This is a genomic window from Shewanella nanhaiensis (assembly GCF_019457885.1).
In the GTDB taxonomy this organism is placed as follows: domain Bacteria; phylum Pseudomonadota; class Gammaproteobacteria; order Enterobacterales; family Shewanellaceae; genus Shewanella; species Shewanella nanhaiensis.
On sequence record NZ_JAHZST010000005.1, the window covers coordinates 159,662 to 175,331 of the forward strand.

Annotated in this window: 14 protein-coding genes; 9 read left to right on the forward strand and 5 right to left on the reverse strand. The window is 42.5% G+C overall.

The window, feature by feature from the left end:
- Positions 1–166: 166 nt before the first annotated feature.
- A complete protein-coding gene (locus K0625_RS09055) occupies positions 167–340 on the reverse strand; it encodes a hypothetical protein (RefSeq protein WP_012324572.1) in 174 nt (57 codons plus the stop codon).
- A gap of 479 nt (positions 341–819) precedes the next feature.
- On the opposite strand from K0625_RS09055, the gene K0625_RS09060 reads away from it, so the two are divergent.
- Together K0625_RS09060 and K0625_RS09065 are read left to right on the forward strand one after the other, a co-directional pair.
- Complete coding sequence (locus K0625_RS09060; protein WP_220109397.1) at positions 820–2,421, forward strand: mechanosensitive ion channel family protein; 1,602 nt, start codon at positions 820–822, stop codon at positions 2,419–2,421.
- Positions 2,422–2,554: 133 nt separating this feature from the next.
- Complete coding sequence (locus K0625_RS09065; protein WP_220109398.1) at positions 2,555–3,499, forward strand: chemotaxis protein CheV; 945 nt, start codon at positions 2,555–2,557, stop codon at positions 3,497–3,499.
- A gap of 81 nt (positions 3,500–3,580) precedes the next feature.
- Here the strand turns inward: K0625_RS09065 and K0625_RS09070 are convergent, their stop codons facing one another.
- Together K0625_RS09070 and K0625_RS09075 are read right to left on the reverse strand one after the other, a co-directional pair.
- Positions 3,581–4,249, reverse strand: a complete 669-nt coding sequence (locus tag K0625_RS09070) for a hypothetical protein (RefSeq protein WP_220109399.1) — start codon at positions 4,247–4,249, stop codon at positions 3,581–3,583.
- A 65-nt stretch (positions 4,250–4,314) separates the two neighbouring features.
- Positions 4,315–4,674 carry a DUF2750 domain-containing protein gene (locus tag K0625_RS09075; RefSeq protein WP_012324576.1) on the reverse strand — a complete coding sequence of 120 codons (360 nt, stop codon included), beginning with the start codon at positions 4,672–4,674 and terminating at the stop codon, positions 4,315–4,317.
- A 221-nt stretch (positions 4,675–4,895) separates the two neighbouring features.
- Here K0625_RS09075 and K0625_RS09080 point away from each other — a divergent pair, with 221 nt between their 5' ends.
- From K0625_RS09080 to K0625_RS09110, 7 genes are all read left to right on the forward strand, one after another.
- A complete protein-coding gene (locus tag K0625_RS09080; protein ID WP_220109400.1) occupies positions 4,896–6,083 on the forward strand; it encodes a lytic murein transglycosylase in 1,188 nt (395 codons plus the stop codon).
- 76 nt (positions 6,084–6,159) lie between these two features.
- Positions 6,160–6,642: an FKBP-type peptidyl-prolyl cis-trans isomerase gene (locus K0625_RS09085; RefSeq protein WP_012324578.1), complete on the forward strand. Its 483-nt coding sequence runs from the start codon at positions 6,160–6,162 to the stop codon at positions 6,640–6,642.
- 83 nt (positions 6,643–6,725) lie between these two features.
- The gene (locus K0625_RS09090; protein ID WP_220109401.1) at positions 6,726–6,947 is read left to right on the forward strand and encodes a DUF3389 family protein; all 222 of its coding nucleotides are present in this window, start codon (positions 6,726–6,728) and stop codon (positions 6,945–6,947) included.
- Between the two features lie 89 nt (positions 6,948–7,036).
- On the forward strand, positions 7,037–7,708 hold the full coding sequence (locus K0625_RS09095) for an alpha/beta hydrolase (protein WP_220109402.1): 672 nt from the start codon (positions 7,037–7,039) through the stop codon (positions 7,706–7,708).
- 352 nt (positions 7,709–8,060) lie between these two features.
- Complete coding sequence (gene ushA, locus K0625_RS09100; RefSeq protein WP_220109403.1) at positions 8,061–9,827, forward strand: bifunctional UDP-sugar hydrolase/5'-nucleotidase UshA; 1,767 nt, start codon at positions 8,061–8,063, stop codon at positions 9,825–9,827.
- Between the two features lie 550 nt (positions 9,828–10,377).
- Positions 10,378–12,087, forward strand: a complete 1,710-nt coding sequence (gene ushA / locus K0625_RS09105) for a bifunctional UDP-sugar hydrolase/5'-nucleotidase UshA (RefSeq protein ID WP_220109404.1) — start codon at positions 10,378–10,380, stop codon at positions 12,085–12,087.
- A gap of 300 nt (positions 12,088–12,387) precedes the next feature.
- Positions 12,388–12,828 (forward strand): Hsp20 family protein, encoded by a 441-nt coding sequence (locus K0625_RS09110; protein ID WP_012324583.1) that lies wholly within the window; start codon positions 12,388–12,390, stop codon positions 12,826–12,828.
- A gap of 285 nt (positions 12,829–13,113) precedes the next feature.
- On the opposite strand, the gene ilvN is transcribed toward K0625_RS09110, so the two are convergent.
- Together ilvN and K0625_RS09120 are read right to left on the reverse strand one after the other, a co-directional pair.
- On the reverse strand, positions 13,114–13,608 hold the full coding sequence (ilvN, locus tag K0625_RS09115) for an acetolactate synthase small subunit (RefSeq protein ID WP_220109405.1): 495 nt from the start codon (positions 13,606–13,608) through the stop codon (positions 13,114–13,116).
- Positions 13,608–15,329, reverse strand: coding sequence for an acetolactate synthase 3 large subunit (locus K0625_RS09120; protein ID WP_220109538.1), 1,722 nt, complete (start codon positions 15,327–15,329; stop codon positions 13,608–13,610). The genes ilvN and K0625_RS09120 overlap by 1 nt, the downstream gene beginning before the upstream one ends.
- Between the last annotated feature and the right edge of the window lie 341 nt (positions 15,330–15,670).

Sequence of the window (15,670 nt, forward strand, 5' to 3'; positions counted from 1 at the left end):
GTCAGGCTAAGTATCTGTGAAATTGATACAGCCTAGACCAAAGGTAGATGTTGCTTAGATGCTTAATAGCCGACGTAATGAAGTCGGTCCTATCTGTTCTTTAAGAACAATCGATACTGATGAGAGGAGTGTATCGAACTGCATTTCATATTACTTCTTTTTCGGTTTACTTGTTGCTTGAAAGCAACCACTTCATAAACGTTAATGCTTCAGTACGCTTAGAAAATGTTTGTCTATTCTTTCCAAGGCTATCGGTAAATGCGATAGATGACTTGTTTAAAGAGATAGAATTTACTGGAAAACTAACTGTGATCTCATGACCATTTACATTGTACGACATATGCCATACTCCTTTTATTTTTTACTGCATTATTAGCAGTGAACATATAACTATAAGATATCCTTAGCATTATTGCGAAAGACGAATTTAAGATTCGTTTTGAGCCTACCCATCTTTAGCACCTTAATCAAGGCTGTTCGTTATCTATAAATGTTAGTGTTTGTAACAGTTTAGATTGAAGCTTTGATCTAATCAGATTTAATCATAGTGGTATGACAGTAATATGACTAGTTTTTAGATGCGAACCAGGTGTATTAATATTTTTGCGTGGTATTGACGAGAGGAGTCAAACAAAAGGCAAACTACTTTACAAGGGTGTTCAAAATCAGAGCACAGTATATCCCTAGTTTTTGGCTTGTCAATAGTTATCGAGTATCTTTTTCATCCTTTGTGCTACTAATATTTAGCGTTATAAACTGTTGTTTTATAAAATAAGTGATATTATTTTGTCACCATAGTGTCTCAATTTGGTTGTGCTAATGCGCCTTTTTTGTATCTCTGTCATGTTTTTTATTTTGGGTTTGCTTGGCCCTTCGTTGGCGCTAGCAAATACTGCAAGCCTAATACCAGGAGCTAATGTAGCTGAAGAGCCACACACTGCATTGAGTGTCCATCAGCAGTTTCAATATAAAGATAAGCATAACAGAGATACGCCTAAGGGAACGCTTGAGGGGTTCTTCAATGCCGCTTATGAGCAGGATTTTGAGTTAGCGTCACAGTATCTGGATCTGCGTTACCTGCCTGAGAATATGTCTCAAGAGAAAGGCCCTGAATATGCCACCATGTTGCAGGCGATTATTGACAGAAATGTATGGATTAACCTCGATGAACTAGATGATACACCTCAAGGATCAACTAATGATAGTTTGCCCTCATACAGAGATCTCTTTGGCCGAATAAAGGTGGAGAGTGGTGAGGTGATGTTACTGCTTCAACGAGTGCCGTCTGACAAGCGTTCGATCTGGAAGATATCGAATGCCACCGTTGCTAAAATTCCTGAGCTTTATAGTCAACTCGGGTATGGGCCTATCGTTGAGTGGTTTGTTGAGACTATTCCCGAAGGTCGACTGTTTAAGATCAATCTGTGGGAGTGGGCGTTGTTGCTCACATACCTTCTCGCAGCGTTTGTGATTGTGATCCCTATTACCTGGTTGATTAAGTTAGTTCTGTTAAAGTCTAGCCTTAACCTTAAGGTTGAGCTTGGCTATATCGCTTCAGGCCCATTGCGTTTTTTTCTTGCTGTGGTGCTTGATAGAGCTTGGATTGCTCAAAGCAGTATCTCTCCTCTTGCTCTGGAGGCTATTAATACCGGATTTTTACTGCTGATCTCGGTTATATGGTTGGTATGGTCCTCATTAGGTATTATGAGTGCAGGTCTAAAGCAGCGCTTGATTGCTCAGGAGCATCAGCAAGGTGCATCTTTACTGGGGCCCTTGACTAATTTCGTTAGAGTTATCTTTATTGCCATCGCTTTTTTGGTTTGGTTGGAATTTTTAGGGTTTAATGCCAGTGCAATCGTGGCGGGAATGGGCATTGGTGGTGTTGCAATAGCCCTAGCATCTAAACAGTCGATTGAAAATTTTATTGGAACGATCACGCTTTATTCTGCAGCTCCCATTAAAGTAGGTAACATCTGTCAGTTTGGCTCTATCAAGGGGACGGTTGAGGAGATTGGGCTACGTTGTACTCAAATTCGTACATTAGACAGAACCTTAATTCATGTGCCTAATGCAAAATTAGCTGAGATGGAGATTGAAAATATCTCTGAGCGTGAGAAGATTCGCTTTAAAGCTGACATTCGGCTCGATTATTTTACTCGTTCAGAGCAGCTAAAGGCTATTATTTCAGATATCACTGAAATGCTAGAAAACCATGAGCTGATAGATGAAGACCCCTTGCGAGTTACCTTTCAAGGTTTTGGATTACACGGGCTCCAAGTCAATATTTTTGCGTATGTTGGGACAACTAGTTTTCCTACTTATCAGAAAGTTGCTCAGGAGTTACATCTGGCGATCATGGATATCGTTGAGACCCATGGTTCTAGAATTATTCCTGTTGCGCCTATAGCTGCTAAAATTTAACTATCCATAGGGTAAGTGATAGCTCTATATGTTATTTATTCGAGTTTTATCAGGTTTAGCTATGGTTGTACGGACTATAATTAATTAGCAATGTTACCAGAGACCGAGTGTCTCTTTTTCCGAGAGTTGTATTATGACAAAAGTACTAGATTCAGTAGACCAACGTACCCAATTAGTCGGTGAAAACCGCTTAGAACTTTTATTATTTCGAATTAATGCAACTCAACTATTTGCCATCAATGTCTTTAAAGTCAAAGAGGTGGTTAAGCTTCCTCCTTTAAGTTCTGTGCCTGGAAGCCACTCCCATATCTCGGGGGTGGCTAATATCCGCGGCTCTTCCATTCCAGTGATTGATCTTAGAGGTGCTATCGGCTTTTCACCTATGAGTAGTGAGCAAGAGCGTAACCTAATTATTACCGAATACAATCGTAGTATTCAGGGATTTATGGTGGGTAAGGTTGAGCATATTGTTAATATGACTTGGAGTGATATCTTGCCTCCACCTAAAACTGCCGGTAATCACAACTACCTAACGGCTATCTGTAGATTAGAGATCGACGGCGTGGTTAACATGGTATCGATTATCGATGTTGAAAAGGTGTTGGCGGAGATCATTAATTACGACATTCGCCTTTCAGAAGGTGTGTTAGATGAAGAGTTAGCCAAAGAGATGGTTGGCCGTAGAATATTAATTGCCGATGATTCATCAACAGCACGAAGACAGATTAAAGAGACGCTTGAGCCATTAGGGATTGAGATTTTAGAGGTGTCCGATGGCTTACAAGCACTCCAGTTACTGCAAAGTTGGTGCAATGAGGGAAAATCGGTCTACGATGAGATATTAATGCTAATCACAGATGCTGAGATGCCTGAGATGGATGGGTATAAGTTAACCTCAGAGATACGAAGTGATAATCGTATGTCGGATCTATTTATTGCATTGAATACTTCATTGAGCGGCAGTTTTAATGAAGCCATGGTTGAGAAAGTAGGTTGTGATCGATTTATCTCTAAGTTTCAACCGGATCTCTTAGTCGGCGTAGTACAAGATAAATTGAGAGAGCAGAAAGAGGAGTAAAAAAGAAGTCATAGGTGCTTATCATTAAAGCAGCATTAGGCTGCTTTATATTGTTTTAATACTGATTTAGTATAAAGCCAGTTAAAACCAAGTTGAATCACTCAGCTCTTCACCCTGTTCAAGGGACAGGTCTTTCAATACCTCCTGTTTAGTTCTCTTGTTTGATGCGATATTGATCCGGCAGAGTCGAACCGCATACGCGAATCGATTTCGGCCCACTTGTGAGACGATTGCCTGAAGAAAATGTTTATCTAGCCCTAAGGTTTCGCTGTAGTGTTTAATGGCTTTTGAAAGGGAAGAGTATTTTACGCCATCGAAATCAAAACTTGTTTCTCTCTCTTCGATATCAAGAGGCACACCGTCAATTGAGATAGACCAGCTATGGGCGTTCACTCTATCTCTGGCAATCAGATACATCATCCAACCGCTTTTTTTAAAGCCCTCAAAAACCTTGCAGGAAAATTCAGAGTCAATTAACTCCTGCTCAGTCCAATTAATGCCAATGGCGAGATGCTTAGCGTAGATCCGCATTAACTCATCTTTAACGGCTATCTGACACTCCCAGATAGAGGTTAACTTATGCTTTTTAGCTAACTTTAAGCACTCTTTACAGGCTGGAACAGCCAAGCTTGGGTGCGGTGTATGGCTATTAGCATGATACTGAAAAGAGTCGTTACATGGCTCAGCACAAAACCAGCAGGTATGACGAAGGTCGAAGGGGATATCGATTAGGGGGGCTGTTAGCGTCATAACAGATCACTGTGCATGACGCTATTGTGTGTACTTTTCACTATGAATTATAGTTTGTAGAGAGGTTACTCCTCTTCTACGTTAACCAGAGACTTAGCGAGTATGATGGGGTCCATCTCTAAGCACTCTTGATCTTCTTGCCAGTTAGTTCCAATCAAGACGCCATCTTCATTAAGATCTGAGATCCAGAATTCGAGTAGATCGGTTAACCCGATAGCAACGGGTTGGTAATTAGCCCACTCATCATTACAGTGCACCTTAGCTTGTGCTTCAGTAGACCAGAGTGGCATAACGTCGGTATCTTCATATTCTGAAGAGTCACACACGACCCAACCTTCACCAGATTCATCTTGCAGTCCCCAGACAGCTTGGTGTTGTTTCACATCTTCGATAAAGCTGGCTAATATTGGATTTATTTCTGTCATGTCAGGTCTCTTAAGTGAGTTATTTTTTCGGGGTCATTATACGACATCGCACCTATTCGCCAAGTGATCTTTAGCATTTTATCCTTAACTTGAAAAATTAAGGTTATTTCCATCTTGCGTGAGTATAGTAATTATGGCTCAATTTGAGCTTGATATCTTAAGGCCTTTTTTCTGACTATTATTGTCGGCCTATTTTTGACAACATTTTTGGAGTATTCATCATGATTAAAAATGTCCCTTTAGCATCTCTGCTACTGTTTTCGAGTTTGAGTACACCACTGGCCTTTGCGTCAGATTTTTCCTCTTGTGTGGTTGAGCTGCAAAAAACCGCCAAAAGCCAAGGTCTGTCTGCCGATACCATTGAAAACACTTTAGGTAAGGTTAAATATGTGTCTCGGGTCATTGAGCTAGATAAAAAGCAGCCAGAGTTTAGTCAGACCTTCGATAACTATTTCAGTAAGCGAGTCACAGATTGGCGTGTGAAAGAGGGGAGGCGTTTACTCGCTGAGAATCGTGAGCTCCTTAATCAGCTGAAAGATAAATATGGTGTACCTCCACAATATTTAATGGCCTTTTGGGGTTTAGAGACAAATTTCGGCTCCTACAAAGGAAAGATGCCTGTTTTAGACTCTTTAGCGACATTAGCTTGTGATCCCAGAAGAAGCGGATACTTTACCGGTGAGTTGATGAAAGCCCTTAAACTCAAAGAGGAGTATCAATTTGAGGCAAGTGAGATGGTAGGCTCATGGGCGGGTGCCATGGGTCACACTCAGTTTATGCCCTCTGCATATACAGCCTATGCAGTAGACGGTGATGGTGACGGTAAAGCTGACTTATGGAATAGTAGGGCTGATGCGTTAACCTCTGCGGCAAACTTTCTGCAGCAACTTGGCTGGCAGCGAAATGAGCGTTGGGGACGTGAAGTTACCCTACCTGATAACTTCAGTTATGAGTATTTAGGTAAGCGCCATGAACAAGCTTTAGTGAAATGGGCTGAGCTAGGGGTGATGAAAAATGATGGCAAACCTATATCTACACCGGATATGAAAGCTGCACTTTACTTACCTGCTGGTCATACAGGCCCCGCTTTTCTGGGCTATAAAAACTTCGATGTGATCATGCGCTGGAACCGTTCGACTTTCTATGCGATTGCTGTCGGTCATCTTGCAGATCGTATCAATGGTGGAGTTAGCCTGACAGTGGCGCCGCCTAAACAGGATAATTTAAGCCGAGCACGGGTTAAGCAGCTTCAGGCAAAGTTGAATGAAAAAGGGTTCGATGTCGGAAAACCTGATGGTGTATTAGGGGCTAACTCCAAATCAGGGCTGCGAGAATTTCAGCGTTCTGCAGGTTTAGTTGCCGATGGTTTTCCAAGTGAGGAAAGCTTTAATGCGCTAGGCGTTAGATAAACACTAGAGCTGGTGGGGGAGTTTTGGTAAGCTTCTTCTCCAAAATTTAAGTCAGTATTATGGTTAAGGACAGTTAATGAGCATTAAGAACGATATGGTAGTTCAATTTAACTACACATTACGTGATGAACAGGGAGAAGTATTGGAGACAAATGAGGGGTTAGATCCGATCGCATACCTTCATGGTCACGACAATATGATGCCTGGCGTTGAAGATGCCATTGCCGGTAAAACCGTTGGTGAGAAGTTCTCTGTTACCCTAGCGCCAGAAACCACTTATGGTGTTCGTAATGAAGAAGCTATTCAGCGTGTTTCAGTAAAGCATCTTCAAGGTGAGAAAGTGTGGAAAGCTGGAATGCGCGCATTGATCAATACCGATCAGGGTCAGCGTCAGGTTACTATCATCAAAATGGGTAAGTTTATGGCGACCGTTGATGTTAATCACCCGCTGGCGGGTCGCGAGCTGACTTTTGATCTTGAGATTATCGATGCAAGAGCGGCAAGTGATGAAGAGATCGCTCATGGCCATGCTCACGGTAAAGGTGGCCACCACCACTAGGCTCAAAGAGATTAAGTGAGCAGATAAAAACCAGCAACATCTTGCTGGTTTTTTTGTTTTATGTTTATTTTCAGGAATGGGCTATGGTCATCGATTTTTCTCAAGGGAAAATTATTCTGACATCCTTTGAGATCCAGATTAAATTATCGACACCGGGTAGTGGTATGTATGCCATGGCCGAGGATCTCAAGTTTATTGATGATGCGTTAATCATCAGCGCCGATGCTGGCTCTGTAAAATGGAGTTTGCGCTTGGACTCTATTGAACAACTTAATATGATCCGTGAGACTCTGGGAGTCGCTTGAGTCTTGCTCGTACCGTCTGACGTCCTACGGTGAGTCCAGCTAACAATCCAAGCCATTTTTAATATATTAATAAGGATCTAAGGGAAAATATGTCAACAGTATCATTAGAGCGGATCACGATAGAGCCTCAAACTAAAGCCACTGCTTGCGTTATCTGGCTCCATGGCTTAGGTGACTCTGGAGCAGGTTTTGCGCCTGTTGTTCCTGCATTGGGCTTGCCACAAGATCATAGCATTCGATTTGTTTTTCCCCACGCACCTGAGCAAGCCGTGACGATTAATCAAGGCTATGTTATGCGAGCTTGGTATGACATTAAGAGCATGGATCTGCATAACAGGGCGGACATGCAGGGGGTGTTGGAGTCTGAGCTGTCGGTCAAAGCGTTAATCCAAGAGCAGATAGACTCAGGTATCCCAGCAAGTAGAATTGTGCTTGCAGGGTTTAGTCAAGGTGGGGTTATGAGCCTGTTTACAGGCCTTAGATATCCTGAGAAACTTGCTGGAATTATGGCCTTATCATGTTACCTGCCAACAGCCGATAAGCTACCTGATAACTTAAGTGTAGCGAATCTTTCGACGTCAATTTTACAACATCATGGTGAGCAAGATGATGTTGTGCCTGTGAGCTCAGGTAAGATGGCAAATGAGCTACTCAATGATGCAGGATACAAGACTGAGTGGAAAACATATCAGATGCCCCACAGTGTTTTACCCGAGCAGCTAAGTGATATTGCGAAATGGTTGCGCAGTGTGTTGTTGTAAGTTTCTGCTTTGTAAATGATTTTATTTGGGCTCTGATGTCAATTTATTCTGTCTGTTCTGATTTTCGAAGAGTATGAACCGGGTTTAATTTTAAATAACTCATTGAAAAAACAAGGTAAGCTTTGCTTAAGTGCTAGCTTACCTTTTTATTTTGCCTTTTTATTGCTCCTTCTCTTTTACACTTGTTTTACTTCACGAACAATAATGTTAATAACTGTATGTTTTAACAAAGTTTTTACTCTCCTTTTTGCAATAAACTTAACAGTTTTCATCTCACCCTTTGGTATGATGTCGGTCAGCGAGATCAGAGAATCCGTGATGTTAATAACTAAATAATTAAAGGGTTGATGTAATGATAAATAAGCTAGTAAAAGGTGTTGTCGCAACGGCTGTCTTAGCTGCATTGGCGGGCTGTAATAGCAGCGACGATAACAATACTCCACAAACAGCATGCGAAGCTGCGGGCGATGCATGTACTAAGTTCACCGTTATCCATACTAACGACAACCATGGTCGCTTCTGGCAAAACAGCAAGGGCGAATATGGTATGGCGGCGCGTAAAACTGTTATCGATCAAATTCGTAATGAAGTTGACCTAGCTGGTGGTGAAACCATTCTACTCTCTGGCGGTGACATCAATACAGGCGTTCCAGAGTCAGACATGCAAGATGCTGTACCTGATTTTATCGGTATGAGTATGCTGGGCTATGATGCGATGGCTGTGGGTAACCACGAATTTGATAACCCATTATCAACTTTAGATATGCAAGCTAACATTGCTCAGTTCCCAATGCTAGCAGCTAACATCTATAAGAAAGACAGTAATGGCGAGGTCACTTCAGAGCGTTATTTTGAACCTTACCGTGTTTTTGAGATTAACGGTCTTAAAGTGGCTATTATCGGTTTCACAACGGTAGATACGCCTAAAGTCGTGAGCCCAGATAACGTAGCTAGCCTACATTTCACTAAGCCTCAAGATGAAATTCAGACCGTTCTTGCTGAAATCGAAGCCAATGAAAAAGTCGACATGGTGTTTGCTTTGACTCATATGGGTCATTACGCCAATGGTGAGCACGGTACAGAAGCTGCTGGTGATGTGAAACTAGCTCGCTCATTAGAGCAGGGCCAATTACAGGCAATTATCGGTGGTCACTCACAAAACCCAGTGTGTATGGAAGGCGATGGTTATGCTGACTTTAAACCGGGTGATGAGTGTAAACCAGATGTTCAAAATGGCACCTTTATTATGCAAGCCCATGAGTGGGGCAAGTATGTAGGCCGCGCTGATTTCGAATACATGGACGGTGAGTTGAAGTTGGCCAGCTATAAGCTGATCCCAATTAACCTGAAAGAGAAAAATGAAAACGACGAGCTTGTTTTCATCACAGAAGAGATAGAGCAAGATCAATTGGTGATTGATGCACTGCAGCATTACCAAGATTTCGGTCAAAAGCTATTAGATGTAGTGATCTCAAGCACTGATGGCAAGCTTGAAGGCGATCGTGAAGTTGTTCGAGCAGAGCAAACCAACTTAGGCCAACTATTAACTCGCGCTTATGGCGATTGGGTGACGGCTAACTTTGAGCCAACAGTCGACTTTGGTGTGATGAATTCAGGTGGTATCCGTGACTCTATCGCGCCAGGAACTGTGTCATACCGCGACGTGTTAACCGTGCAACCATTCAGTAACGATGTGGCATTTGTGACGATGTCAGGTACTGAAGTACAGCAATATCTTGCTAATGTTGCATTAAAGACTGGCGGTGGTATGCCTCAGTTGTATCCTATGGAGATGAATGTAACTTGTGATGCTGTTGAAATTAACGCTGAAGCAACACCAGCAGATATTGTGCAGATCGCCTCTTTAGGTGGACGAGACTTTAAACTTGAAGACAGTTACACCTTCTCACTGATCAATTTCAGTGCAAAAGGTGGTGATGATTATCCAAAGATCACAGAGCATGCAAACTATGTTGATACTCAGCGTAGCGATGCATCGGTACTTCGCGAATACTTTGAGAAGAACCCAAATATCAAAGTGGCTGATTACGATCCTGCCCAAGGTGGACACCCTGTGTTCTACCGTGGTGGTGCGGTCGTTAAGAGCTGTGCTAAGTAACCTAAGAAGTTAATCTTCTCTACTTTGATAAAAGCAGCCTCGCGGCTGCTTTTATTTTCTATTTCAGATCTGCAACTTAATAAAACCCGCATTTTCCTTCTTTATTATCTAGCAGTGCTCTTTATAAAACGTCATAAACTCTTCATCAGTTCTTCACACTTGATAAAACTGCGATAATATTTTAATCAAGGCTTAAAATTTAACACGCCAATACGGCCGCTATTGTTCTTTGAACAGGTCAAGTTTTATTCATTTAACTAAGTATTTAATCTATTGAAAATATAGAGCCTAAACCCATTAATATAAAAAGTTGCTGCGCTTAATTTAATTTTGCTGCCGACGTCGATTTGCCACTGTTCTTATATAGAGACAATCGCCGCTACAAATCACCCTTTTAAGAAACATTAACATCACATTTATTCATTAAAATGACACATATTCGATATATTCTTTGTTATTATGTTCGCCAGCGAGATCATAGAATCCGTATTTTTAAAAAATGATGGTAATAATTAAAACTATTTCAATAAAAATCTAGGGGTTGATAGTAATGAAAAATTTGTTAATTAAAGGACTTGTTGCATCTGCTGTACTGGCTGCATTAACGGGTTGTGGTAGCGACAATGATGATGCACCCGTTTTACCGACAACCTGTGCCGAAGCAGGTGAGGCGTGTACCACTTTCACTGTACTGCACACGAATGATAATCATGGCCGTTTTTGGGAAAACAAGCATGGCGAATATGGCATGGCGGCACGTAAGACACTGATCGATCAGATCCGTGCTGAGGTCGAGTCCAATGGCAGCGAAACAATCCTGCTTTCAGGCGGTGATATTAATACAGGTGTACCTGAGTCAGATCTGCAAGATGCGCGTCCTGATTTTGTTGGTATGAACCTGATTGGTTACGATGCGATGGCCGTTGGTAATCATGAATTTGACAACCCGTTAGCAACCGTTGAGATGCAGCGTGAGCTGGCAAACTTCCCTATGCTGGCTGCTAACATCTATGATAAAGCTTCAGGTAAGCGTTATTTTGATGCTTATAAAGTCTTTGATGTAAACGGTTTGCGTATTGCCGTTGTTGGTTTGACGACTGAAGATACTAAAAAAATCGGTAACCCTGAATTTATCAGTGGTCTTGAATTTACCGATCCTGCCACAGAGATCCAGAAAGTCATTAAAGATATTAAAGACGCCGATGAAGCGGATCTTATTTTTGCTACTACCCATATGGGACATTATGCTGATGCGCAAAATGGCAGTAACGCCCCGGGCGATGTGGCCATGGCTCGTGCAGTAACAGCTGGCGATCTGCATGCGATTATTGGTGGTCACTCTCAGAACCCAGTTTGTATGGAGCCTGGTACCAACGATTATGCTGACTTCACCCCAGGTGGCGACTGTACACCTGATAAGCAAAATGGCACCTATATTATGCAAGCTCATGAGTGGGGCAAGTATGTAGGACAAGCGGATTTTGAATACTTCAACGGTGAACTACACCTTGCAAGTTACAAGCTTATTCCGGTTAACTTGAAGAAGAAAAACGATGCAGGCGACCGTGTATTGATTGGTGAAGAGATCACACCTGATGGCACAGTATTAGAGATCCTGAAGCAGTACCAAGAGAAAGGTCAAGAGCAGTTAAACGAAGTGATTGCGACAACAGCTGAGAAGCTTGAGGGTGATCGTGAAAACGTACGCTTTATGCAGACTAATTTAGGTCATTTAATCTCAACTGCGCACACCTCAAAAGTCAATGCTGATGTTGGTGTGATGAACTCAGGTGGCGTACGTGCATCTATTGAGCCTGGTGAGATCACCTATAAAGATGTGTTAACCGTGCAGCCATTTGGTAACTCTATCACTAAGAGTACAGTAACAGGTGCTGAGTTAACTGAATATTTAGGCGCTGTTGCATCTCTACAGATTGACTCTGGTGCTTATGCACAACTGACAGGTGTAAAAATGACCGTTGATTGTGTTGCTAAAACTGTTGATATCAGCGATGTCAATGGCAAAGGCTATGATGCCGCTGCAACCTACACATTTACCGTTCCTAGCTTTAACGCTGCTGGCGGTGACGGTTACCCTGTATTGACCCCTGTGATGACAGGTTTTGTAGATGCAGCCGTTATGTATGACTTCCTAAAAGAGAAGGGGTCTATCGCTGCGGGTGAGTTTGCACCGACTGGTGATGTTGTTTATGAGAACTCCATGAGCACTGATGGCTGTCAGGTACTAAGCACTCAGTAATAAAAAGCGTGTTTTAGGGTAAAAGAGTAGGGTAGCTTTCGAACTACCCTTTTTTTGATTGAAAATGTGTCACTAGAAAAAGTTTCACTTTTTTTGTTTACAATCCTTGAAAACGAAAATATTGGCTACATATAGTGAGTATGGGACGCTCAATGAGGTTCCTAGTTAATGAAAACGAGATGCCTTCGGGGTCTAAATTTGTTAGCGAATATTGATTATGAAAAGGTGCGACTAAGCTAGCGATTTAGCTGATGTTGACCAACTTAAATTAACTATATTGCTTAAGACAAGGATATAACTATGCGTAATTATGATTTAACTCCACTATACCGCAGTGCCATTGGTTTCGATCGTTTAGCCCAGCTTGCAGAGCACGCTGCATCGAACAAAGGCAATTCAGGTTACCCACCCTATAATATCGAACTGCTTAATGAGACCCGTTACCGTATCACTATGGCTGTTGCCGGCTTTACGATGGATGAGCTGGATATTACCAGCGAAGGTGACAAGTTATTAGTGAAGGGCACCAAAGCTGAGCAAGATAAAGAGCGTAAATACCTTTATCAAGGCATAGCAGAACGCGGGTTTGAGCGAACATTCCAGCTTGCTGATTATGTGACTGTTGTGGGGGCTAATCTTGAAAACGGTTTGCTCAATATCGATCTTCAGCGTGAGATCCCTGAGGCGATGAAGCCTAGAAAAATTGAGATCGGTACATCAAGATTGATCGACTCTGAGTGATTATCTGATTATCTGATTATCTGATTATCTGATTATCTGATTATCTGATTATAGCCTGGACTCTATAATTAAGTAACACTCAGAAATAGAAAGGGAGCCTAAGGCTCCCTTTTGCACATGGATGTGCTTATCCCTGATCGCAAGGTACCTGAAATGCTCCCAGCATTTGTCGGTATTCCCTACACTGACCCATAGGGATATGGGGAATGTCTTTAAAGCGTATGGAACGCTTAAGACCATGTAGGTCAAAGCGATAGAAGGGGGGCTCCTGCAAGTAATCGCTTCTTAAGCGCGCATCGCTTTTTCACCACGGCTAAGTCCAACGACGCCAGAGCGAGACACTTCAACCACTTTAGTGACTTCACCAATGGCGCTGATAAAGGCATCAAGCTTAGCGGTAGGCCCTGTTAACTGAATCGTGTAAAGCTCAGCGGTAATATCGACAATTTGAGCTCGAAATATATCCGCAGTGCGTTTTACTTCCTCACGAATACTGCCCTTGGCTTTCACTTTGACCAGAGCGAGCTCTCGCTCGATATGTTCAGATTCAGTGATATTGGAAACTTTTAGAATATCGATTAACTTGTGTAGTTGTTTTTCAATCTGTTCCAGTACATTTTCATCGGCAAACAGGGTGATATTGAGCCTTGATAGTGTTGCATCATCGGTTGGAGCTACCGTCAGTGTTTCTATGTTATAGCCACGTTGAGAGAACAGGCCAACAACTCGAGACAGGGCGCCAGGTTGGTTTTCAAGTAATACAGATATAATACGACGCATTAGCTTTTCTCCGTTTTGCTTAGCCACATCTCATTCATTGCCCCACCGCGAATAAGCATTGGGTATACGTGCTCTGTCTGATCGACATTGATATCAACAAAAACCAACTTATCCTTCATCGCTAGTGCTTTCTCAAGTCCAGACTCAAGCTCTGATGAGTCACTGATTGTGATCCCCACATGACCATAAGCTTCAGCAATTTTGGCAAAATTGGGTACTGAGTCCATATAGGAGTGAGAGTGGCGGCCTGAATAGATCATGTCCTGCCACTGCTTTACCATGCCAAGAAAACGGTTATTGAGATTAATGATTTTTACAGGAATATCGTATTGAAGCGCCGTCGATAACTCCTGAATATTCATCTGTATTGAACCATCGCCAGTCACGCAAAGCACTGTTTCATCAGGCTTAGCTAGCTTGACCCCCATAGCCGCTGGCAAGCCAAATCCCATGGTGCCGAGTCCGCCTGAGTTTATCCAGCGACGTGGTTTATCAAATGGATAATAGAGGGCGGCAAACATCTGGTGTTGGCCTACATCTGAAGCCACATAAGCGTCACCTTTGGTGAGTTTATGCAGGGCTTCTATTACCTCTTGTGGCTTAATTTTTTCACTGGTTTTGTCATAGGCAAGACTCTTACGTTCACGCCATTGATTAATTTCACTCCACCAGTAATCGATGGCAGCTTCATCTCGGTTGTCATCACTGGATGCATCTAGCTGAGTTAACATTACATCGAGAATTTTATCTGCCGAGCCAACGATAGGAATATCGACACGTATAGTTTTAGAGATAGAGGAGGGGTCTATATCTATGTGTAAAATGGTGGCGTTGGGACAGTACTTTTCAACATTATTGGTGGTTCTGTCATCGAAACGCACCCCGATACCGAAGATTAAATCGGTATTGTGCATCGCCATATTGGCTTCGTAGCAACCGTGCATCCCCAACATGCCTAAGCTATTTTGATGTGTTCCAGGAAAAGCGCCGAGTCCCATTAAGGTACTTACCACAGGGATATTTAGCTTTTCTGACAGGGCTAAAATCTGCTTGTCGCACTCTGATATGACTGCGCCGCCACCTACGTAAAGTACAGGTTTTTTAGCTGCAAGTAGCGCCTGTATACCACGGCGGATCTGCCCTTTGTGACCTGAGGTCGTTGGATTGTATGAGCGCATGCTGATGTCATCTGGATACTCATAATCATGGAGTATCTCTGGATTCATGCAATCTTTTGGTACATCGACAACAACAGGACCTGGTCGGCCGCTGGCTGCGATAAAAAAGGCTTTTTTGATGATCTCAGGAATATCTCGTGCGTCAGTGACCAAAAAGCTGTGTTTAACAACGGGCCTTGAGATACCTATCATGTCACACTCTTGGAATGCATCGTTACCGATCAAATTACTCGGAACCTGACCAGAGACAATCACCAGAGGGATTGAATCCATATAAGCAGTTGCAATACCGGTAATGGTGTTGGTGGCACCGGGGCCTGATGTGACAAGAACCACACCGACTTCGCCTGTTGCGCGGGCATAGCCATCGGCCATGTGTACGGCAGCTTGTTCGTGACGAACTAAGATATGTTCTATTTTGGATTTCTCGTGTAGGGCATCATAGATATCTAACACGGATCCGCCTGGATAGCCGAATATATGTTTTACGCCTTCGTCGATAAGTGAACGGACGATCATACTGGCGCCGGATAACTTCTCCATTTGTAAACCCTCATAAGTTACCGCTACGGTATGCAGTATCTCGATACAGCGACGGTAATCGCTTGAATATAATGAGTTTGGACGGTGATCCTCACTCTCGATATGCCGATTAACATTTGGTGTAATGTTAACCATCACCTTGTAAGGTGCGACATCTGTTTAAAATGAACAGAATTTCATCATATAAAAAAGAGCACGGATTTCAACCCTTTTATGCAAAAAAACTCTTTAAATGAGAAAAAATCGTGTTTAAGGGGAGTCAAGACCCTTTTGGGTGTGAAAAGGTAAAAATGCAGAGAAAGGTTCGTTTCTCTGCATTTATAACCATTTTTGTACTAAAT